The organism is Georgenia thermotolerans (assembly GCF_009193185.1).
Taxonomy (GTDB): Bacteria; Actinomycetota; Actinomycetes; order Actinomycetales; family Actinomycetaceae; genus Georgenia; species Georgenia thermotolerans.
On sequence record NZ_VUKF01000006.1, the window covers coordinates 28,933 to 48,795 of the forward strand.

Sequence of the window (19,863 nt, forward strand, 5' to 3'; positions counted from 1 at the left end):
ACCCTCAGACCGGCTCGACCACGAGGACGCTGTGCCGGCCGGCGATACGGGTGAGCACGATGGTGGCGGGGCGACCGCCCTTGAGGGCGAGCTGGCGGCGCAGCTGCTCGGGCTCGACGGCGGTGCCCCGCTTCTTGATCGTCAGCGCCCCGACGTCGCGGGCGCGCAGGTAGGACCGCAGCGGCTTGAGCGCGAACGGGAAGTGGTCCAGGACCCGGTAGGCGGTCGCGAACGGGGATTCCACCAGGGAGTCGCCGGTGAGGTAGGCGATCCCCTCGCTGAGCAGCCCGGCGCCCAGCAGCTCGCCCACCCGGGCGACCAGGCCGGCGCGGATGACGGCGCCGTCGGGCTCGTAGAGGAACGCTCCGGGCGGGCGGACCTCGCCGGCCCGGGCGGGCGCGTCCGGCGCGCGCGCCCCCGCGTCGTCCCGCTCGGTCAGCACGTCGGCGCGCTCGCCGGCGAGGACGAGGGCGGAGCGGCCCGGGCCCTCGGGCGCCACGGCGCCGAACCACAGCCCGGCCTCGACGACGTCGCCGTCCACGCTGACCCAGCGGGCGTGCGCGTCGGCCGGGAGCGCGGCGTAGGGCACGCCGGGCGCGACCTTGACGCCCAGGGCGGGGACCCGCGCGCGCAGCGCGAGCACCGCGTCCAGGGGCGGGGCGTAGGCGGCCGGGTCGAACACCCGGCGGCCGCCGGCGCGCCGGGCGGGGTCGGCGAAGACGGCGTCGACGCCCTCGGCCGCCAGGTCGAGGGCCAGCGCGTCGCCGTGGCGCACCGCCGCGGTGGGGTAGGGGCGCAGGTTCGCCGCGGCGAGGGCCGCCGTCGTCGGGTCCGCCTCGACGGCGAGGACGGGCACCGCGAGCTCGGACAGCGCCAGCGCGTCGCCGCCGAGACCGCAGCCGAGGTCGGCCACCAGGTGACTGCCGGCCTCGGCGTAGCGGCGAGCGTGGTGGAGGGCGACGACGTGCCGGGTGGCCTGCTCCAGGCCGTCCGGGGTGAAGACCATGGTCTGCGCGCGGTCGCCGAACTTCGCCCGGGCGCGGGCCCGCAGCCGCGACTGGGTCAGCGCGGCGGCGACCAGGTCGGCGTCGACGCCGCTGGCGCGCAGCCGCTCCGAGACCTGCAGCACCTCGCGCTCGGAGTAGGGCGGGAGCTGGCCCAGCAGCTCCTGGCCCGCGGGGCTGAGCAGCTTGGTGAGGGAGGCGGGGTCCACCGCTCGATCCTGCCACCGGTGGCGCGGGGACCGGCGCGGGGACCGGCGCGGTGCCCGGGCGCGATGCCCCGGCGGGTGGCGCGCGGCGGCGGCGTGAGGACGACACGGCGCCGACGGCGGCGTCTCACGGGCCGGGATTTTCGGTCAGCCGCTGGCCGGTGCGCGTGGGGTGCGGGGTTAGGTTCGCTGCGCCGGCGCGGTAGACCCCCGCGCCCCTGCAGCACGAGGAGAACCCCATGAGAAGACGTCACGCCCTCGCGAGCATCGCCGTGGTGGCCTCGGCCGCCCTGCTCGCCGCCTGCGGCGGCGGGGGCGGGGCGCAGGAGGCGGCGCCGGACCCGGCGGGCGCCGTCGTCGAGATCGGCTCCCTCTACGAGCCGCAGAACCTCAGCAACGTCGACGGCGGCGGTCAGGGCGTCACCGAGGCCCTGACTGGAAACGTGTACGAGGGCCTGTTCCGGCTGACCGACGACGGTGAGGTGGAGAACCTCCTCGCCCGGGACTACACGGTCAGCGAGGACGGCCTCACCTACACCGTCACGCTGCGCGACGACGTGACCTTCCACTCCGGCAAGGCGCTCACCTCCGCCGACGTCAAGAGCAGCGTCGAGCGGGTCACCGCCGAGTCCTCCCAGTCCGCGCGCAAGTCCTCCTTCGACACCATCGCCGGCATCGAGACCCCGGACGAGCACACCGTCGTGTTCACCCTCGAGGCGCCGTCGATCTCCTTCCCGTACAACCTGTCCTACATCTGGGTGGTCAACGCCGACGCGAGCGACCTCAAGAACGCCGAGGACGGCACCGGGCCGTACACCCTCGACGACTGGAAGCGGGGCAGCACGCTGACGCTGACCCGCTGGGACGGGTACTGGGGCGAGCCCGCCGCCAACGCCAAGGTCGTCTTCCACTACTTCACCGACGCCAGCGCGCAGAGCAACGCCCTGCTCACCGGCGAGGTGGACCTGCTCACCTCCGTGCAGAGCCCGGACGCCCTGGCGCAGTTCGAGGACACCCCCGACTACACGATCGCCGAGGGCACCTCGACCACCAAGGAGCTGCTGGCCTTCAACGACCGCGTCGCCCCCTTCGACAGCGTCGAGGTGCGCAAGGCGGTGTACTCCGCGATCGACCGGGAGAAGCTGCTCAGCGCCATCTGGGGCGAGTACGGCACCCTCATCGGCTCCATGGTCCCGCCCACCGACCCGTGGTACGAGGACCTCACCGGCGAGAACCCCTACGACCCGGAGCTGTCCAAGCGCCTGCTCGCCGAGGCCGGTCACCCGGACGGGTTCACCTTCACCCTGGACGCCCCCACCTACGACCCGCACCCGGCCGTCGCCGAGTTCGTCGCCGGGGAGCTGGCGAAGGTCGGCATCACCGTGGAGATCAACCCCATCTCGGCGGACGAGTGGTACACGAAGGTCTTCCAGGAGCGGGACTTCGAGGCCACGCTCCAGGAGCACGTCAACGACCGCGACGTCGTCTGGTACGGCAACCCCGACTTCTACTGGGGCTACGACAACCCCGACGTCACCGCCTGGGTGAAGGAGGCCGAGCAGGCCCCCACCGTCGAGGAGCAGACCGCCAAGCTCAAGCTGGTCAACCAGCAGATCGCCAAGGACGCGGCCAGCGCCTGGCTGTACCTGTACCCGCAGATCGTCGTCGCCTCGAGCGAGGTCTCCGGGTACCCGGTGAACGGGCTGAACTCGCAGTTCTTCGCGTACGACATCACCAAGGGCTGACGACGGCGCCGGCCGTCCGCCGCTCTCGGAAGGGGGCCCATGGCGCGGTACCTCGCGCGCCGCGTGGCGTTCCTGTTGCTGTCCCTCGTCGTCGCGACGGTCGTCATCTTCGTGCTGCTGCGGCTGCTGCCGGGCGACCCGGCCAACGCGCTGCTCTCCGTCAACGCCACCGCCGAGCAGGTCGCGGCGGCCCGCGCCCAGGTCGGCGCCGACGAGCCGGTGCCCGCCCAGCTCGCCGGCTGGGTGGGCCAGGTCCTCGCCGGGGACCTGGGCACCTCCTTCGTCAGCGGCGCCCCCGTGCTGCCGGAGATCCTCGCCCGCCTCGCCGTCACCGTCCCGCTGACGCTGATCGCGTTCGTCCTCGCCGCGGTGCTCGCCTGCGTCGTCGGCTTCCTCGCCGCCCACGGCGCCGACCGCTGGTACGGCGTGGCGCTGTCCGGCTTCGCCCAGCTCGGCATCGCGGTCCCGGTGTTCTGGCTGGGCATGGTGCTGGTGTGGGTCTTCGCGCTGTCCCTCGGGCTGCTGCCCTCCGGCGGCTTCCCCCGCGACGACTGGGCCCGGCCGGGCGAGGCGCTGCGCGCCCTGACGCTGCCGGTGGCCACGATCGTCCTCGTCATGACCGCCTCGCTGGCCCGGTACGTGCGCTCGGCCGCCCTCGACGTGCTCGGCAGCGACTACCTGCGCACGGCACGCTCGCTCGGCAGCAGCCTGCCCGGCGCCTTCGTGCGCCACGGGCTGCGCAACGCCGCGGTGCCGGTGGTCTCCATCCTCGGGGTCGAGCTGGCCTCGACGCTCCTGGGCGCCGTCGTCGTCGAGAGCGTCTTCTCCCTGCCCGGCCTCGGCAGCATGCTCGTGCGAGCCATCGCCCAGCACGACTACCCCAGCATCCAGGGCGTCCTCCTGGTGACCACCCTGCTCGTGCTGGCCATCGGGTTCGTGGCCGACGTCGTCCAGCGCCTCCTCGACCCCCGCCTGCGGGCGCGGACCGCCGGGAGGGCCGCGTGAGCGCCGATCTCGAGCTGGCCCCCGCCCCGCCGCGGCGGGCGGCCCGCCGGCGGCCGGTGACGCTCGTCGTCGGCGCCGTGCTGCTGGCCACGGTCGCCGCGGTGGCCCTGCTCTCGCTGGTCTGGCTGCCCTACGACCTCGCCGACACCTCCGGCGGCCGGCTCGAGGCGCCCAGCGCGGCGCACTGGCTGGGCACCGACAAGCTCGGCCGGGACCTGCTCAGCCAGACGATCGTCGGCACCCGGATCGCGCTGGGCGTGGGCCTCGGCGCGACCGCCGTGGCGCTCGCCGTCGGGGTGACGGTGGGCGTGGCGGCCGCGTTCACCCCGGCGTGGCTCGACGACGTCGTCTCCTCCGCCCTCGACGTCCTCATCGCCTTCCCCACCCTGCTGCTGGCGATGCTCGTGGTCGCGGCGCAGGGCGCGAGCACCTGGAGCGTGGTCCTGGCCATCGGCCTGGGCGCGTCCGCGATCGCGGCGCGGTACGCGCGCATCCTCACCAGCCGGGTGCTGGCCCAGCAGTACGTCGTGGCCGCCCGCACCTCCGGCACGGGCACCGCGGGCATCGTCGTGCGCCACGTGCTGCCCAACATCTGGCCCAGCCTCGTGGTCAACGTCGCGGTGCTCTTCGGCGTCGCCGTGCTGGCGGAGGCCAGCCTGTCCTACCTCGGCCTCGGCGTGCCGCCGCCGAACGCCTCGCTCGGGCGCCTCCTCCAGGAGGCCCAGGGCACCGTGGCGACCGCCCCGTGGGGCGCCCTGGCGCCCGGCCTGGTCGTCATGGTCATCGTGCTCGGCGCGAACTTCCTGGCCGACGGGTTGCGCGAGCGGTTCGACCCCACCCGGAGGAGCAGATGAGCGACGTCCTGACGGTGCGCGGGCTGCGCGTGCTCGCCGGCGCCGACGAGCATCCCCGCCGGCTCGTCGACGACGTCTCGTTCACGGTCGCGCCGGGGGAGCGGTTGGGCCTGATCGGTGAGTCCGGGTCCGGCAAGACCCTCACCGCGCTCGCGGTCGCCGGGCTGCTCGCGCCCGGGCTGCGCGCGGAGGGCTCGGTGCTGCTGGGCGGCACGGAGGTGGTCGGGGCGCCCGAGGCCGCGCTCAACCGGCTGCGCGGCTCGGCGGTGGCCCTCGTCTTCCAGGAGCCGCTGAGCGCGCTGGACCCGCTCATGCGCGTCGGCCGGCAGATCGCCGAGCCGCTGCGGCGCCACGGGGGCCTGCGCGGGGCCGCGCTGCGCGCCGGGGTGCACGCGCTCATGCGCGAGGTGGCCCTGCCCGAGCCGGACCGGCTGGCCCGGTCCTTCCCCCACCAGCTCTCCGGCGGCCAGCGCCAGCGGGTGGCCCTGGCCATGGCGCTGGCGTGCGACCCGGCCCTGCTCGTCGCCGACGAGCCCACCACCGCCCTCGACGTCACCGTGCAGGCGGAGATCCTCCAGCTGCTGCGCCGGGTGGTGCAGGAGCGGGGGATGGCCCTGATCTTCGTCACCCACGACCTCGCCGTCGTCGCCGAGGTCGCCGAGCGGGTGGCGGTCATGCGCGCGGGCACGATCGTCGAGGAGGGCCCCCTCGCCGACGTCCTCGGCGCGCCGCGGCACCCGTACACCCGCACGCTGCTCGACGGCGCGCGCCGCCTCGACGCCGCGCTCGGCGCGGCGGGCGCGGGCACGCCGGCCCCGGCGCGGGCGGGCGGTGACCGATGAGCGCGCTGCTCGCCCTCGAGGCCGTGCGCTTCCGCTACCGCGGGGCCGCCACGGACGCCCTCGCCGACGTCTCCCTCGCCGTCCGGCGCCACCACAGCGTGGGCCTGGTGGGGGAGTCCGGGTCCGGCAAGACCACGGCGCTCTCGCTCCTGCTCGGCCTGGCGCGGCCCGCCGCCGGCCGGGTGAGCTTCGACGGCGTCCCCCTCGACCCCCGGGACCGCCGGCAGATGCGGGCCTTCCGCCGCCAGGTCCAGGTGGTCTTCCAGGACCCCTACTCCTCTCTCGACCCGCGCCAGCGGGTGGACCGCACCGTCGCCGAGCCGCTGGTCTCCCTGGGCCTGCGCCGGGGCGACCGCCGCGCCGCGGTGGCCGAGGCCCTCGCGGCGGTGGACCTGGACGCGGACGCCGCCCGCCGCTACCCGCACGAGTTCTCCGGCGGGCAGCGCCAGCGCATCGCCATCGCCCGCGCGCTCGTCACCGAGCCGGCGGTGCTGCTCGCCGACGAGCCCGTCAGCGCCCTGGACGTGGGCACCCGCCTGGGCATCATGGCCCTGTTCGACCGGCTCCAGCGCGAGCGCGGGCTCACCGTGGTGATGGTCTCGCACGACCTCAGCGCGGTCGCGGCCCTGTGCGAGCGCGTCGTCGTGCTCAAGGACGGGCGGGTGGTCGAGGAGGGTGCCACGCGCCGGGTGCTGGAGGAGCCGGCCGCGCCGTACACGCGGCGGCTGGTCGCGGCCGTCCCGCGACTTCCCCCGCAGCGGTGAGCAGGCGCGCCAGCAGGAGCGACACTCGTTGGCACTCGCCTTGACCGAGTGCTAATCCCGGCCCTAGATTGAATCCAGACGCGGCCTTCCGGGGCCGCGGCGGCGCACCGGATCCTCGACGCTCGACCCCCGCGACGGCGGGCGTGGAGAAGACGGGGCGCGAACCCTTGAACTGTCCCATCACTCATGCGAAGGGGAGGTCCGCCAGTGTCGGTCTCCATCAAGCCGCTCGAGGACCGTATCGTCGTGCAGACCCTCGAGGCCGAGCAGACCACGGCGTCCGGTCTGGTCATCCCGGACACCGCCAAGGAGAAGCCCCAGGAGGGCACCGTGATCGCGGTGGGCCCGGGTCGTGTCGACGACAACGGCAACCGCGTCCCGGTCGACGTCGCCGTGGGCGACGTCGTCATCTACAGCAAGTACGGCGGCACCGAGGTCAAGTACGCGGGCGAGGAGTACCTCATCCTCTCCGCGCGCGACATCCTCGCGGTCGTCGAGAAGTGACTCACTTCTAGCTGACGCGCGAAGCCCCGGACCTCTCGAGGTCCGGGGCTTCGTCGTTGGCGGGGAGGGCTCGGCCCGGCCGTGGGGGAGTCCGGCCTTCGTCTGGCCGGCTCCCGGGGGCGCCCGTCCGACTGCTGCGGGCGCGCTGCAGGCGGTCCCGCTGGCGTCCGCGGTCGGTCCGGCTGCCGCGAGGTGGCTCGGACGGTCCGGCCCGTGGGCGGCAATCCCTTGGCTGAAGACGTCGTCTGGCTATTCCGTACCACGTTTTCGGCCAGGGGTGGGAGATGATCGAGTGAGGTGCTCGGCCCGGCCCGTCCGGGTGATGGCACCGCGTGCACCCGCTCCGTCGCCGTGCGACGGGTGCCGTCGCCGGGTGCGCCGCGGCCGGACACACCGCGGCCCCGGACATCGGTCGTCCGGGGCCGCAGGAGATTGGCTGGCTCGCCAGGCTCAGGAGGCGCGGCGCGGCTTGCGCTCAGGAGGCGCGGGCGCAGCGCGCGCTCAGGAGGCGCGGCGCAGCGGGCGCGACAGGATGGCCTGCCGGTCGTCCTCGCTCAGCCCGCCCCACACGCCGTAGGGCTCGCGGACCTTCAGTGCGTGCTCGCGGCACTGCTGGATGACCGGGCAGGTGGCGCAGATGGCCTTGGCCGCCTCGTCACGACGGCGACGCGTGCCGCCACGCTCCCCCTCCGGGTGGAAGAAGAGGTTGGGGTCGGCCTCGCGGCACGCCCCCTGGTACTGCCATTCCCACAGATCCATCACCGGTCCGGGAAGCCTGGAGAGCTCTGCCATCTCTGTTCCTTCCATCCGTTCCGTGTCCCGAGCGGCGATGACCGCCGCTGCTGTGGAGCAACGTAGCAACCGATGCACAACTTGTTCAAGACCCTCGCGCAAGTTGGTCATTCGGGCAGTTCTCGTCCGCACCCGGCGTGGTGAACTGGCAACGATGGGTCAACCGCGCCAAGATCGATCCATGGCGACGAGGGGAGTGCGGTGACCGGCATGGCAGCCTCCGCGCGTGAGTCCGGTTCTGGCTCTCCCGGCCGGGACCCGGCCCCGCGGCGTGCGGCGGCCCGCCGGGAGACCGGCGCGCCGCTGACCGTGGCCGCCGTCGCCGCCCGGCTGGGCGTGGCGGCCTCGACCCTGCGCACCTGGGACCGGCGCTACGGCCTGGGCCCGTCCTCCCACGAGGCCGGCAGTCACCGGCGGTACACCCCGGCCGACGTCGCCCGGCTCGAGCGGATGCGCCACCTCACGCTCCAGGGCGTGGCACCCTCGGACGCCGCGCGCGCCGCGCTGAACGCCGACGAGGCGGGGCAGGCCGGCGGCCAGGGGTGGGCACCCTCGCTCGCGACGGCGGAGGCGGGCGAGCGCCTCCACCACGAACGCCTGCTCGTCGACCCCCTCTCCCTCGCCGCGGCGGCCATGGAGCCCGACGAGCCGCGCGTGCACCGCATGCTCGCTCAGGAGGTCCGCGACTCCGGCCTCGTCAAGGCCTGGACCGGCCTGGCCCGCCCGGCGCTGGGCATGCTCGCCCAGCGCGAGCGCACCGACCGGCCCGGCGTGGACCCCGAGGGGGTGATCTCCGCCGCCGTCCTCGCGCAGGTGCGCGAGGCCGCGGCGAGCGCGGAGCGGGCCCGGGAGGGGGCCGTGCGCGCGCTGCGCCCGGGCGGTCCCGCCGCCGGCGGCGCCGCGGTGCTGTTGTGCGCCGCCGGGGAGCTGCGGCTGCAGGCCCACGTCATCGGCGGCGGGCTCGCCGAGCGGGGGGTGCGGGCCCGGGTCATCCGCGCCGAGAACCTCGAGGACAGCGAGCAGGCGCTGCGCCTGCTCAAGGAGCGCGGGGCGCGGGTGCTGGCCATGGTGGGCAACCCCGCCGGCACCGAGTCGCTCGTGCGGGGCGCCTCCGACGACGGCGGCGTTGAGGTGTTCCTTCTCGGCGCCGACGCCCCGGACCTGTGGCTGCCGCGCGTGCGCCGGGTGCGCACCGCCCCCGCCGCCGTCGAGGAGATCGCCAACCTCGTCGAGGAGAACCGGTAGGCGGCGAGAACCGGTAGGCGGCCCGCCCCTGTAGGCAGCGCGAACCTGCAGGCATCGCGAAGCGGACAGCAGTGAGCGCCGGTGCGCGGCGCGAACCCGCAGGCCGCGGCGGGGGTGGCGGACGCCACTGACACCACCTCCGGGGGCGCACGTACTATCGGAAAATGACCGAGACGCCCCATGACCCGTTCGCCCTCGTCGGCCTCACCTACGACGACGTCCTGCTCCTGCCGGGCGCCACGGACGTGATCCCGTCCGAGGTGAGCACCACCTCACGGCTCACCCGCGGGATCAGCCTGCGGGTTCCGCTGATCTCGGCCGCGATGGACACCGTCACCGAGGCGCGCATGGCCATCGCCATGGCCCGCCAGGGCGGCATCGGCATCCTCCACCGCAACCTCTCCATCGCGGACCAGGCCCAGCAGGTCACCGTGGTCAAGCGGTCCGAGTCCGGCATGGTCACCGACCCGGTCACGGTCGGCCCGGACGCGACCCTCGCCGAGCTCGACGCGCTGTGCGCGCGCTACCGCGTCTCCGGCCTGCCGGTCGTGGACGACGAGGGCGTGCTCCTCGGCATCATCACCAACCGCGACCTGCGGTTCATCTCCCCGGCGGAGTTCGGCAGCCGCACGGTGCGCCAGTCCATGACGCCCATGCCGCTGGTGACCGGCCCGGTGGGCATCAGCTCCGCGGACGCCGCCGCGCTGCTCGCCAAGCACAAGGTCGAGAAGCTGCCGCTGGTCGACGAGGCCGGCAAGCTGCGCGGCCTCATCACCGTCAAGGACTTCGTCAAGTCCGAGCAGTACCCCGACGCCACCAAGGACGCCGAGGGCCGCCTCATGGTCGGCGCAGCCATCGGCTACTGGGGCGACGCCTGGGAGCGGGCGACGGCGCTCGCCGAGGCGGGCGCGGACGTCCTCGTCGCCGACACCGCCAACGGCGAGGCCCGGCTCCTGCTCGACATGATCGCCAAGATGAAGCGCGACCCGGCCTTCGCGCACGTGCAGATCATCGGCGGCAACGTCGCCACCCGCGAGGGCGCCCAGGCCCTCGTCGACGCCGGTGTCGACGCCGTCAAGGTCGGCGTCGGCCCGGGCTCGATCTGCACCACCCGCGTGGTCGCCGGCGTCGGCGTGCCCCAGGTCACCGCCGTCCACCTCGCCGCCCAGGCGTGCAAGCCCGCCGGCGTCCCGGTCATTGCCGACGGCGGCCTGCAGTACTCCGGCGACATCGCCAAGGCCCTGGTCGCCGGGGCGGACACCGTCATGCTCGGCTCCCTGCTGGCCGGCTGCGAGGAGTCCCCGGGCGAGCTGGTCTTCGTCAACGGCAAGCAGTTCAAGCACTACCGCGGCATGGGCTCGCTCGGCGCCATGGCCTCGCGCGGGCGCGTCTCCTACTCCAAGGACCGGTACTTCCAGGCCGACGTCGACACCGACGACAAGATCGTCCCCGAGGGCATCGAGGGCCAGGTGCCCTACCGCGGCCCGCTGTCCGCCGTCGCCTACCAGCTCGTCGGCGGGCTGCACCAGTCGATGTTCTACGTCGGCGCGCGCACCATCCCCGAGCTGCAGGAGCGCGGGCGGTTCGTGCGCATCACGCCGGCGGGCCTGAAGGAGTCCCACCCGCACGACATCATGATGACCGTCGAGGCGCCGAACTACGCCGGTCGCGGCTGAGCGGCTGAGCGGCTGAGCGGCTGAGCGGGCGGCGCGACGCGCCGCCCGCTCAGCCGCTCAGGCCGGCGCCTGCAGCGCGGCGAGGTCCTCGGCCAGCGGCATGGGCCAGCCCAGGCCCATCCCGGGCCCGGCGTGCCCCTGCTCGCGGCGCCAGGCGTTGAAGTCCTCCGCCCACCGGCGGTGCTGGGCCACCTGCCACGCGTGCACCTCGCTCAGCGGGGCGGCGGCGAGGTCGGGGTAGCGCACGGCCATCCGGGCCAGCAGGTCGAGGGTGGCGACGACGTCGACCTCGGCCGTGTGCAGGTGCCCCGGCTCGGCCACGCCGTAGACGGCGCACAGGTCCACCAGCCGGCGCGCGCCGGGCCGCTCCCGGTCCAGCGCCCGGTCGAGCACGAGGGGGTCGAGGACCGGCACGCACTCCCCGCCCAGCCGCTCCCCGAGCGTCGCCAGCCCGTGCCGGGCGAGCTCGTGGTCGAGCAGGGCCAGGTCGAACGCGGCGTTGAACGCCACCACCGGCACCCCCTCGAGCTGGGCCTCGACGACGAGCGCGGCGATCTCCTCCAGCGCCTGGGCCGGCGCCGCCCCGACCGCCCGGGCCCGCTCCGTGGTGATGCCGTGGATGGCGGTGGCCGGCCCGGGGATCTCCACGCCCGGGTCGATGATCCACGTCCGCACCGTCGTGGCGTACGCGTCGCGGTGCACCAGGGCGGCGGTGACGATCCGGTCCGTGGTGACGTCCACGCCGGTGGTCTCGGTGTCGAACCCGAGGAACGGTCCTGCCGACCAGCTGCTCATGGCGGCCTCCTTCTCTGCCCCGCACTGTGCCAGCCGCCACCCACATCGCCCGGGAGGCGCCCGGGCGCGCCCCGACGTGGCGCTGACCACCCGCCCGCCTACCCTGAGGGGCGTGAACGCCGTCGCCCCCGCCCCCGCCCCGGACGGCGCGCGCACCGCCCTCGCCGCGCTGGGGGCCCGCGCGGCCGCCGGGGCGTTCCGCCCGCTCGGCGGGCCCCACGCGTACGACCCGGCGGTCGCCGGGACCTTCCGCCCCGCCGCGGTGCTGCTCCTGCTCGCCCCGGCCGGCCGCCCCGGGCCGGTGGGCGCCGACGTCTTCCTCGTCCAGCGCTCGCCCCGGCTGCGCCACCACCCCGGGCAGATCGCCCTGCCCGGGGGGCGCGTCGAGGAGGCCGACGCCGACGTCGTCGCCGGCGCGCTGCGCGAGACGCACGAGGAGATCGGCCTGGCCCCCGAGCACGTCGAGGTCCTCGGCCAGCTGCCCCCGGTGCTGGTCCCGGTCAGCCGCTACGTCGTCACCCCGGTGCTCGGCTGGACCCCCCGGGCGCACCTGGCCACCAAGGTGGCCGCGGGGGAGGTGCTGCACACGATCCGCGCCTCCGTGGACGCCCTGCTCGACCCGGCCGCCCGGGCCGCGGTGACCGTGCCCGGACGGCCCTTCCGCAGCGCGGGCTTCCGCAGCCCGGCCGGCTGGATCTGGGGGTTCACCGGCAACCTCCTCGACCACGTCTTCACCGAGCTGGGCTGGACCCGGCCGTGGGACACGAGCCGGGAGGTGCAGGTGCGCTACGACGCCCGCGGCCTGGTGACGGCGCAGGACGACTGACCGGGCGGCCGCGGCCCGCGCCGGTCCCGCCTCGCAGGACCGCCTCCTGGGCCTCCCCGGCGGGGTTCCGGCCGAGGACGGTAGCCTCGAAGGGTGAGCAACGAGATCGAGATCGGCCGGGGAAAGCGCGCGCGCCGCGCCTACAGCTTCGACGACGTCGCCGTCGTCCCGTCGCGTCGCACCCGCGACCCCGAGGACGTCTCGGTGAGCTGGCAGATCGACGCCTTCCACGTCGACATGCCCGTCCTCGCCGCCCCGATGGACTCGGTGATGAGCCCGGCCACGGCCATCGAGCTCGGCCGCCTCGGCGGCATCGGCGTGCTCGACCTCGAGGGCCTGTGGACCCGCTACGACGACCCCGCGCCCCTGTACGACGAGATCGTCGAGCTGCCCGCCGAGCGGGCCACCGCCCGCATGCAGGAGATCTACTCCGAGCCGGTCAAGCCCGAGCTCGTGCGCGACCGCCTCGGCGAGATCCGCGCCGCCGGCGTGACGGTGGCCGGCAGCCTGTCCCCGCAGCGCACCCAGGAGCACTGGCGCACCGTGGTCGAGGCCGGCGTCGACCTGTTCGTCATCCGCGGCACCACCGTCTCCGCCGAGCACGTCTCCTCCCAGGCCGAGCCGCTGAACCTCAAGCGCTTCATCTACGAGCTCGACGTGCCCGTCATCGTCGGCGGGGCCGCCACCTACACCGCCGCGCTGCACCTGATGCGCACCGGCGCCGCCGGGGTGCTGGTCGGCTTCGGCGGCGGCGCCGCGCACACCACCCGCCGCTCGCTGGGCATCCACGCCCCGATGGCCTCCGCCGTCGCCGACGTCGCCGCCGCCCGCCGCGACTACATGGACGAGTCCGGCGGCCGCTACGTCCACGTCATCGCCGACGGCGGCGTCGGCCGCTCCGGCGACCTGGTCAAGGCGGTCGCGTGCGGCGCCGACGCCGTCATGCTCGGCGCGGCGCTGGCCCGCGCCAGCGAGGCGCCCGGCCGCGGCTGGCACTGGGGCTCCGAGGCGCACCACCCCGAGCTGCCGCGCGGCGAGCGCGTCCGGGTCGGCACGGTCGGCACGCTGGCGGAGATCCTCCACGGACCCTCCCGCACCGCCGACGGCACGCTCAACCTCATCGGCGCGCTGCGCCGCACCATGGCCACCACCGGCTACTCCGACGTCAAGGAGTTCCAGCGGGTCGAGGTCGTCGTCTCGCCCTACTCGCCGTACTGATGGGCGCCGGCCCGGCGCCGGCCGACGGCGCCGACGTCACCTCGGCGGCCGACGAGGAGCTCGGCGGCACGGCCGCGGGGCTGGGGGACGACGTCGAGATCGGCGAGGCGCACGAGCGACGAGGCCGGCGCGGTCGTCGGCCTGTGGCACGCCTGCGGGCTGACCCGCCCGTGGAACGACCCGCGCGCCGACCTGGACCAGGCCCGCGCGGGGGCGACGTCGACGGTCCTGGTCGCCCGGCGCGCCGGCGTCGTGGTCGGGACGGTCATGGCCGGCGTCGACGGGCACCGGGGGTGGGTGTACTACCTCGGCGTCCAGCCCGGCGAGCAGGGCCGCGGGCTCGGCTCGGCCTTGCTGCGCGCGGCGGAGGCATGGCTGGGCGCCCACGGCGCACGGAAGGTCCAGCTCATGGTCCGCACCGGCAACCCGGTGTCCGGGTTCTACGCCGGGCACGGCTACGCCGTGCAGGACTGCCTGGTGCTGGGCCGCTGGCTCGAGCCGGCGGCCGGCTGAGCGTGCCGGGGGCCGGGGGCCGAGGCCTCGGGCGCTACTTCCAGGTCCGGCCGACGTGGACGTCGCGGTGGTCGTTCTCGTGCCCCGGCTGGAAGGAGCACTCGGCGACCCGGCGCCCCCACTTGTCTCGGCGGTTGGCGGAGCACACGCGCCGCGGCTCGGGCGGGCGCGCGTGGATGAGGCTGCGCAGGATGTCCAGGGTGCGGTCGTCGTCTGACACGGGTCGGCTCCTTCACGGAGAGATACGCGAGCTGACCTGGGAGGGATGTCGGCGATGTGGGACCTGCCTGCCGGCAGGCGCCAGGGGGAAGCGCGAAGGCGCCGGAGAGACGCGGAAGTTGGTCCACGGTAGCGCGCCCCTCGCCTGTACGCCCCTCGAAAGAGGGGGAAGGCCTACCGGTCGGCCGGGTGGCCGGCGCCCCCGCGCCGATCGGTCCGGCCAACGGTGTTCACGCAGGTGCGAGGCGTATCCTCGCGTCAACGTCCGCAACTGAGGGAAGGACCGTCATGGCTCAGCGCAGCGCCGTCGTCGCCTCCAAGGTGGGGCTCCACGCCCGTCCCGCCGCCGTCTTCGTCAAGGCCGTCGCCGACTCCGGCGTGCCGGTGACCATCGCGAAGGGGGCGGGCGAGCCGGTCGACGCCACGAGCATCCTCGGCGTCATGACGCTGGGCGCCGACCACGGCGACGAGGTGACCCTCACCGCCGAGGGCGAGGGCGCCGAGGAGGTGCTCGACCGCCTCGTCGACCTGCTCACCACCGACCTGGACGCCTGACGCCGGGGCCGAGGGCGGGCGCCTGACGCCCGAGGGTCGCGTCCGCCCGGCGGGCCCGCGTGACGCCCCTCACCGCGGTGGTGCGAGGATGGGTGGGCACAGACAGCGGCGCCGCGGTGCGCCGTCGACCTCGAGACATGGAGCAGCAGTGACGCAGCAGCAGACGGGCGAAGTCGCGCAGGAGTACCGGATCGAGCACGACACCATGGGCGAGGTCCGGGTCCCCAAGGACGCCCTCTACTCGGCCCAGACCCAGCGGGCCGTCGAGAACTTCCCGATCTCCGGCCGTGGCCTGTCCTCGCACCACATCTCGGCCCTCGGCCAGGTCAAGCGTGCCGCCGCGCTGGCCAACGCCGAGCTCGGCGTCCTGCCCGAGGACGTGGCCCAGGCGATCGCCGCCGCGGCCGAGGAGGTCATCGCCGGCAGGCACGACGACCACTTCCCGATCGACGTCTTCCAGACCGGCTCGGGCACCTCGTCCAACATGAACACCAACGAGGTCGTGGCCAACCTGGCCAGCGCGCGGCTGGGCCGGCCCGTGCACCCCAACGACCACGTCAACGCCTCCCAGTCCTCCAACGACGTCTTCCCGTCCTCGATCCACATCGCCGCCATGCAGGCCGTGGAGGAGGAGCTGCTGCCGGGGCTGGAGGTGCTCGCCGCCTCGCTCGAGCGCAAGGCCGAGGAGTTCGCGGACGTCGTCAAGTCCGGCCGCACCCACCTCATGGACGCCACGCCCATCACCCTGGGCCAGGAGTTCTCCGGGTACGCCGCCCAGATCCGCTACGGCATCGACCGGGTCAACGCGACCCTGCCGCGCCTGGCCGAGCTGCCGCTGGGCGGCACCGCCGTCGGGACCGGCATCAACACCCCGCAGGGCTTCTCGCAGCGGGTCATCGAGCTGATCGCCGAGAACACCGGGCTGCCCCTGGTGGAGGCGAAGAACCACTTCGAGGCCCAGGCGGCGCAGGACTCCCTGGTGGAGACCTCCGGGGCGCTGCGCACCATCGCGGTGTCGCTGACGAAGATCGCCAACGACCTGCGGTGGATGGGCTCCGGCCCGCGCACCGGGCTCGGCGAGCTGGCGCTGCCGGACCTGCAGCCCGGGTCCTCGATCATGCCCGGGAAGGTCAACCCGGTGGTGCCCGAGGCGACCGTCATGGTCGCGGCCCAGGTGATCGGCAACGACGCGGCCATCGCGTTCGCCGGCGCCCAGGGCAACTTCGACCTGCTGGTGATGCTGCCGGTCATGGCCCGCAACCTGCTGGAGTCCATCACCCTCGTCGGCAACGTCTCCCGGGTGCTGGCCACCAAGACGGTGGACGGGCTCGTGGCGAACGTGGAGCGGTGCCTGGAGCTGGCCGAGTCCTCCCCGTCGATCGTCACCCCGCTGAACCGGATCATCGGTTACGAGGCGGCCGCCAAGATCGCCAAGCACTCGGTCAAGCAGGGCATCACCGTGCGCGCGGCGGTGGAGGACCTCGGCTACGTCGAGCGCGGGGAGATCACCCCCGAGCAGCTCGACGCCGCGCTCGACGTGCGGAGCATGACCGGCCAGCACTGACCCCGGCGCCCCCGCCCGCCCGCGAGACGTCAAGAACGGCGCGAGACGTCAAGAACGGCGCGAGTCGGCGGGGGAGCGGGGCTCGGTGAGTGAGACGCAGCGACGGCGCCCCCCGGGGAGGGGGCGCCGTCGTCCTGTCATCGCGAGGTCGTGCGCGCGTCGTGGCGTCCCGCGCGCCCAGACGACGTCTCGGTGCGAAGATGACATCTCACCGAGCGGGGGTCAGAGCAGCGACATCGCCTGGCGGGCGATCGCCAGCTCCTCGTTGGTGGGCACCACGAGCACGGTCACCCGCGAGCCGTCCGCGGAGATGACCCGCGGCTCCTTTGAGCGCTGGGCGTTCTTCTCCGGGTCGAGCTCGATGCCGAGGAAGCCGAGCCCGGCCACCGCCCCGGCGCGCACGACGTCGTCGTTCTCCCCGACCCCGGCGGTGAAGGCCAGCGCGTCCAGCCCGCCCATGACCGCGGCGTAGGCGCCGACGTACTTGCGCAGCCGGTGGGTGTAGACGTCCAGGCCGAGCTTGGCGGCGGCGTCGCCCTCCTCGATGAGGCGGTGGACCTGGCGCAGGTCGTTCTCCCCGGTCAGGCCCTTCAGGCCGGAGCGCTTGTTGAACAGGTCGTCGATCTCGTCGACGCTCATCCCCGCGTTGCGGGCCAGGTGGAACACCGTGGCCGGGTCGATGTCGCCGGTGCGGGTGCCCATGACCAGCCCCTCGAGCGGGGTCAGGCCCATGGAGGTGTCCACCGCCCGCCCGCCGACCACGGCGGAGGCGGAGGCGCCGTTGCCCAGGTGCAGGACGATCTGGCGCAGGTCGTCGCGGCCGAGCAGCTCGCTCACCTTCGCCGAGACGTACTGGTGGGAGGTGCCGTGGGCGCCGTAGCGGCGCACCGAGTACCTCTCGGCCACCTCGCGGTCCAGCGCGTAGGTGGCGGCGTCGTCGGGCAGGCCCTGGAAGAAGGCGGTGTCGAAGACGACGACGTGCGGCACGTCGGGCAGCAGCATCCGCCCCACCTGGATGCCGCGCAGGTTCGCCGGGTTGTGCAGCGGGGCCAGGGGCGAGAGCCGCTCGATGGTGGCGACGACGTCGTCGTCGACCAGCGCCGGCCCGGCGAACCGCCGCCCGCCCTGGACCACCCGGTGGCCGACGGCGACGATGCCCGCCTCGGCCAGATCCGGGCCGACCTCCTGGAACAGCTCGAGCACCTGACGCAGGCCGTCGCCGTGGTCGAGCACCCGGTCGTGCCGCTCGGTGACCTCGCCGTCGTTGCGGTGCTCGATGTGCCCCGCGCTCTCCCCGATGCGCTCGACGAGCCCCGAGGCCAGCGCGGTGCCCGCGTCGGGGTCGACCAGCTGGTACTTGATGGACGAGGACCCCGAGTTGATGACGAGGACGGTGCGGCTGGCGCTCATGCGTGGATCTCCTTGCTGGCGGGGACGGGCTCGGCCGCGGCCGCCTGGGCCTGGACCGCCGTGATGGCGACCGTGTTGACGATGTCCTGCACCAGCGCCCCACGCGAGAGGTCGTTGACGGGCTTGTTCAGGCCCTGGAGCACGGGCCCGATGGCCACGGCGCCGGCGGAGCGCTGGACCGCCTTGTAGGTGTTGTTGCCGGTGTTGAGGTCGGGGAAGACGAAGACCGTCGCGCGCCCGGCGACGTCGGAGTCGGGCAGCTTGGTCTTGGCCACCGAGGCGTCCACGGCGGCGTCGTACTGGATGGGGCCCTCGACGAAGAGGTCGGGGCGGCGCTCGCGGACGAGGCGGGTGGCGGTGCGGACCTTCTCGACGTCGGCCCCCGCGCCGGACTCGCCGGTGGAGTAGGACAGCATCGCCACCCGCGGCTCGACGTCGAACTGGGCGGCGGTGGCGGCCGACTCGATCGCGATGTCCGCCAGCTGCTCGGCGGTGGGGTCGGGGTTGACGGCGCAGTCGCCGTAGACGAGCACCCGGTCGGCCAGGCACATGAGGAACACCGAGGACACGATCGCCGTGCCCGGCTTGGTCCGGATGATCTCGAAGGACGGCTTGATGGTGTGCGCGGTGGTGTGCGCGGCGCCGGAGACCATCCCGTCGGCCTGGCCGGACTGGACCATGAGGGTGCCGAAGTAGGACACGTCGCGCACGATCTCGCGGGCCCGGTCGATGGTCATGCCCTTGTGGGCGCGCAGGTGGGCGTACGACTCGGCGAACGGCTCGAGCAGCTCGGAGGTGGCCGGGTCGACGAGCTGCGCCCCCTCGAGGTTGAGGCCGAGCCCGGCCGCGCGGGAGCGGATGCGCGCCGGGTCCCCGAGGATCGTCAGGTCCGCCACCTGGCGGGAGAGCAGCGTGGACGCGGCGCGCAGGATGCGGTCGTCCTCGCCCTCGGGCAGGACGATGCGCTTGCGGTCCGCCCGCGCCCGCTCGAGCAGGGCCGACTCGAACATCAGCGGGGTGATCACCTCGCTGCGCGGGACGTCGAGGGTGTGCAGGAGCGCCTCGGCGTCGACGTGCTGCTCGAAGTTGCCCAGCGCGAGGTCCCGCTTGCGCTGGGTGCCGCGCGAGACCACCCCGCGGGTGGAGGCCACGATGCGGGCCGACTCGTAGGTGTCGTGGTCGGTGGAGATGACCGGCAGGCGCTGGCCCAGGCCCTCGACCATCTTCGTCACCTGGGGCGAGGGCCGGTAGCCGCCGTTGAGCACGATCCCGGAGAGGGAGGGGAAGGTCCCCGACGCGTGCGCCATGACGAGGGTGATGAGCACCTCCGGACGGTCGCCGGCGGCGATGGCCAGCATGCCCTCCTTGAGCCGCTCGAGGATGTGCTCGGTGTTCATGCCCGAGACGAGCATGTGCTCGGCCTCGCGGTCGAGCAGCGCGTCGTCGCCGAGGATGAGCTCGCCGTCCAGGGCCCGCATGAGGTCGCGCACCACCGGCGCGGACAGCAGCGGCACCTCCGGCAGCGCCCACGCCGGCCGGCCGCGCTCGCCCAGCGCCTCGCGCACGGCCTGGAGCTGGTCGGGGGCGCACCGGTTGGCGAGCACGCCCACCGTGGTGGCGTGGTCGTGGGCGATCTCGTCGATGGCCAGGTCGGCGACGGCGGCGACCTCGGCGGGCGTGCGGTCCAGGGCGCTGACGACGAGGAGGACCGGGGCGCCGAGGTTCGCGGCCACCCGGGCGTTGAAGGCGAGCTCGGCCGGCCCGGCCACGTCGGTGTAGTCCGAGCCGACGACGATGACGACCTCGTTGTCCCGCTCGACGGTGCGGAAGCGCTCGATGATCCGGCTCAGGGCGGCGTCGGGGTCGGCGTGGACGTCCTCGTAGGTCACGCCCAGCGCGTCCTCGTAGCTGACGTTGAGGCCGCCGTGGCCGAGGAGCAGGTCGACGACGGTGTCCCGCTCGTCCTTCCGGGTCACCGGCCGGAACACGCCGACCTTCTCCACCCGGCGCACGAACAGGTCCACCAGGCCCAGCGCCACGGTGGACTTGCCGGTGTAGCCCTCCGGCGAGGCGATGTAGATGCTCCGCGCCACTGCGCTGGTCCCTCCCTGTCGATCGGAGGCCGC

The 19,863-nt window shown here is 74.4% G+C and carries 20 protein-coding genes; 13 read left to right on the forward strand and 7 right to left on the reverse strand.

The window, feature by feature from the left end:
* Positions 1-4: 4 nt before the first annotated feature.
* Positions 5-1,213 (reverse strand): class I SAM-dependent methyltransferase, encoded by a 1,209-nt coding sequence (locus tag GD970_RS04135; protein ID WP_152201142.1) that lies wholly within the window; start codon positions 1,211-1,213, stop codon positions 5-7.
* A gap of 236 nt (positions 1,214-1,449) precedes the next feature.
* Here GD970_RS04135 and GD970_RS04140 point away from each other — a divergent pair, with 236 nt between their 5' ends.
* The 6 genes from GD970_RS04140 (at position 1,450) to groES (ending at position 6,924) form a co-directional block, all read left to right on the forward strand.
* Positions 1,450-2,955, forward strand: coding sequence for an ABC transporter substrate-binding protein (locus GD970_RS04140; protein ID WP_152201145.1), 1,506 nt, complete (start codon positions 1,450-1,452; stop codon positions 2,953-2,955).
* Positions 2,956-2,994: 39 nt separating this feature from the next.
* Entirely contained in the window at positions 2,995-3,960 is a 966-nt protein-coding gene (locus GD970_RS04145; RefSeq protein ID WP_152201147.1) for an ABC transporter permease, read from the forward strand.
* Complete coding sequence (locus GD970_RS04150) at positions 3,957-4,814, forward strand: ABC transporter permease (protein ID WP_152201149.1); 858 nt, start codon at positions 3,957-3,959, stop codon at positions 4,812-4,814. The genes GD970_RS04145 and GD970_RS04150 overlap by 4 nt, the downstream gene beginning before the upstream one ends.
* The gene (locus tag GD970_RS04155; RefSeq protein WP_152201152.1) at positions 4,811-5,656 is read left to right on the forward strand and encodes an ABC transporter ATP-binding protein; all 846 of its coding nucleotides are present in this window, start codon (positions 4,811-4,813) and stop codon (positions 5,654-5,656) included. The genes GD970_RS04150 and GD970_RS04155 overlap by 4 nt, the downstream gene beginning before the upstream one ends.
* Positions 5,653-6,420: an ABC transporter ATP-binding protein gene (locus tag GD970_RS04160; RefSeq protein WP_152201154.1), complete on the forward strand. Its 768-nt coding sequence runs from the start codon at positions 5,653-5,655 to the stop codon at positions 6,418-6,420. Before GD970_RS04155 ends, GD970_RS04160 begins: the two co-directional genes overlap by 4 nt.
* Positions 6,421-6,606: 186 nt before the next feature.
* Positions 6,607-6,924, forward strand: coding sequence for a co-chaperone GroES (gene groES, locus GD970_RS04165; RefSeq protein WP_152201156.1), 318 nt, complete (start codon positions 6,607-6,609; stop codon positions 6,922-6,924).
* 501 nt (positions 6,925-7,425) lie between these two features.
* Here the strand turns inward: groES and GD970_RS04170 are convergent.
* Entirely contained in the window at positions 7,426-7,716 is a 291-nt protein-coding gene (locus GD970_RS04170) for a WhiB family transcriptional regulator (protein ID WP_152201158.1), read from the reverse strand.
* 210 nt (positions 7,717-7,926) lie between these two features.
* On the opposite strand from GD970_RS04170, the gene GD970_RS21485 reads away from it, so the two are divergent.
* Positions 7,927-8,961 (forward strand): MerR family transcriptional regulator, encoded by a 1,035-nt coding sequence (locus GD970_RS21485; protein WP_193314879.1) that lies wholly within the window; start codon positions 7,927-7,929, stop codon positions 8,959-8,961.
* Between the two features lie 164 nt (positions 8,962-9,125).
* The gene (gene guaB / locus GD970_RS04180) at positions 9,126-10,637 is read left to right on the forward strand and encodes an IMP dehydrogenase (RefSeq protein WP_152201161.1); all 1,512 of its coding nucleotides are present in this window, start codon (positions 9,126-9,128) and stop codon (positions 10,635-10,637) included.
* Between the two features lie 57 nt (positions 10,638-10,694).
* On the opposite strand, the gene GD970_RS04185 is transcribed toward guaB, so the two are convergent.
* Positions 10,695-11,432, reverse strand: coding sequence for an exonuclease domain-containing protein (locus GD970_RS04185; RefSeq protein ID WP_152201164.1), 738 nt, complete (start codon positions 11,430-11,432; stop codon positions 10,695-10,697).
* Between the two features lie 112 nt (positions 11,433-11,544).
* Between GD970_RS04185 and GD970_RS04190 the strand changes: the two genes are divergently transcribed.
* Both GD970_RS04190 and GD970_RS04195 read left to right on the forward strand, forming a co-directional pair.
* Complete coding sequence (locus GD970_RS04190; RefSeq protein ID WP_193314880.1) at positions 11,545-12,258, forward strand: NUDIX hydrolase; 714 nt, start codon at positions 11,545-11,547, stop codon at positions 12,256-12,258.
* A 93-nt stretch (positions 12,259-12,351) separates the two neighbouring features.
* Positions 12,352-13,476, forward strand: coding sequence for a GuaB3 family IMP dehydrogenase-related protein (locus tag GD970_RS04195; protein ID WP_152201168.1), 1,125 nt, complete (start codon positions 12,352-12,354; stop codon positions 13,474-13,476).
* On the opposite strand, the gene GD970_RS22035 is transcribed toward GD970_RS04195, so the two are convergent.
* Positions 13,461-13,745, reverse strand: a complete 285-nt coding sequence (locus tag GD970_RS22035; RefSeq protein WP_226925150.1) for a hypothetical protein — start codon at positions 13,743-13,745, stop codon at positions 13,461-13,463. The genes GD970_RS04195 and GD970_RS22035 overlap by 16 nt on opposite strands.
* On the opposite strand from GD970_RS22035, the gene GD970_RS04200 reads away from it, so the two are divergent.
* Complete coding sequence (locus GD970_RS04200; RefSeq protein ID WP_226925161.1) at positions 13,636-13,989, forward strand: GNAT family acetyltransferase; 354 nt, start codon at positions 13,636-13,638, stop codon at positions 13,987-13,989. The genes GD970_RS22035 and GD970_RS04200 overlap by 110 nt on opposite strands.
* Positions 13,990-14,023: 34 nt before the next feature.
* Here GD970_RS04200 and GD970_RS04205 read toward each other — a convergent pair whose 3' ends face one another.
* The gene (locus GD970_RS04205; RefSeq protein ID WP_152201172.1) at positions 14,024-14,209 is read right to left on the reverse strand and encodes a hypothetical protein; all 186 of its coding nucleotides are present in this window, start codon (positions 14,207-14,209) and stop codon (positions 14,024-14,026) included.
* Between the two features lie 287 nt (positions 14,210-14,496).
* Here GD970_RS04205 and GD970_RS04210 point away from each other — a divergent pair, with 287 nt between their 5' ends.
* Together GD970_RS04210 and GD970_RS04215 are read left to right on the forward strand one after the other, a co-directional pair.
* Positions 14,497-14,763, forward strand: coding sequence for an HPr family phosphocarrier protein (locus GD970_RS04210; RefSeq protein WP_152201174.1), 267 nt, complete (start codon positions 14,497-14,499; stop codon positions 14,761-14,763).
* Between the two features lie 148 nt (positions 14,764-14,911).
* The gene (locus tag GD970_RS04215) at positions 14,912-16,327 is read left to right on the forward strand and encodes a class II fumarate hydratase (protein ID WP_226925151.1); all 1,416 of its coding nucleotides are present in this window, start codon (positions 14,912-14,914) and stop codon (positions 16,325-16,327) included.
* 222 nt (positions 16,328-16,549) lie between these two features.
* Here the strand turns inward: GD970_RS04215 and GD970_RS04220 are convergent, their stop codons facing one another.
* Positions 16,550-17,737: an acetate/propionate family kinase gene (locus GD970_RS04220; protein WP_152201178.1), complete on the reverse strand. Its 1,188-nt coding sequence runs from the start codon at positions 17,735-17,737 to the stop codon at positions 16,550-16,552.
* The gene (gene pta / locus GD970_RS04225) at positions 17,734-19,830 is read right to left on the reverse strand and encodes a phosphate acetyltransferase (RefSeq protein ID WP_152201181.1); all 2,097 of its coding nucleotides are present in this window, start codon (positions 19,828-19,830) and stop codon (positions 17,734-17,736) included. Before pta ends, GD970_RS04220 begins: the two co-directional genes overlap by 4 nt.
* Between the last annotated feature and the right edge of the window lie 33 nt (positions 19,831-19,863).

What these genes read in the sequence shown, in the direction of transcription:
- groES (WP_152201156.1), top strand. Translation starts at nt 6,607, where the DNA reads ATGCGAAGGGGAGGTCCGCCAGTGTCGGTCTCCATCAAGCCGCTCGAG.
- GD970_RS04185 (WP_152201164.1), bottom strand. Translation starts at nt 11,432, where the DNA reads ATGAGCAGCTGGTCGGCAGGACCGTTCCTCGGGTTCGACACCGAGACC.
- GD970_RS04155 (WP_152201152.1), top strand. Translation starts at nt 4,811, where the DNA reads ATGAGCGACGTCCTGACGGTGCGCGGGCTGCGCGTGCTCGCCGGCGCC.
- GD970_RS04170 (WP_152201158.1), bottom strand. Translation starts at nt 7,716, where the DNA reads ATGGCAGAGCTCTCCAGGCTTCCCGGACCGGTGATGGATCTGTGGGAA.
- guaB (WP_152201161.1), top strand. Translation starts at nt 9,126, where the DNA reads ATGACCGAGACGCCCCATGACCCGTTCGCCCTCGTCGGCCTCACCTAC.
- GD970_RS04220 (WP_152201178.1), bottom strand. Translation starts at nt 17,737, where the DNA reads ATGAGCGCCAGCCGCACCGTCCTCGTCATCAACTCGGGGTCCTCGTCC.
- GD970_RS21485 (WP_193314879.1), top strand. Translation starts at nt 7,927, where the DNA reads ATGGCAGCCTCCGCGCGTGAGTCCGGTTCTGGCTCTCCCGGCCGGGAC.
- GD970_RS22035 (WP_226925150.1), bottom strand. Translation starts at nt 13,745, where the DNA reads ATGACCGTCCCGACCACGACGCCGGCGCGCCGGGCGACCAGGACCGTC.
- GD970_RS04140 (WP_152201145.1), top strand. Translation starts at nt 1,450, where the DNA reads ATGAGAAGACGTCACGCCCTCGCGAGCATCGCCGTGGTGGCCTCGGCC.
- GD970_RS04145 (WP_152201147.1), top strand. Translation starts at nt 2,995, where the DNA reads ATGGCGCGGTACCTCGCGCGCCGCGTGGCGTTCCTGTTGCTGTCCCTC.
- GD970_RS04210 (WP_152201174.1), top strand. Translation starts at nt 14,497, where the DNA reads ATGGCTCAGCGCAGCGCCGTCGTCGCCTCCAAGGTGGGGCTCCACGCC.
- GD970_RS04160 (WP_152201154.1), top strand. Translation starts at nt 5,653, where the DNA reads ATGAGCGCGCTGCTCGCCCTCGAGGCCGTGCGCTTCCGCTACCGCGGG.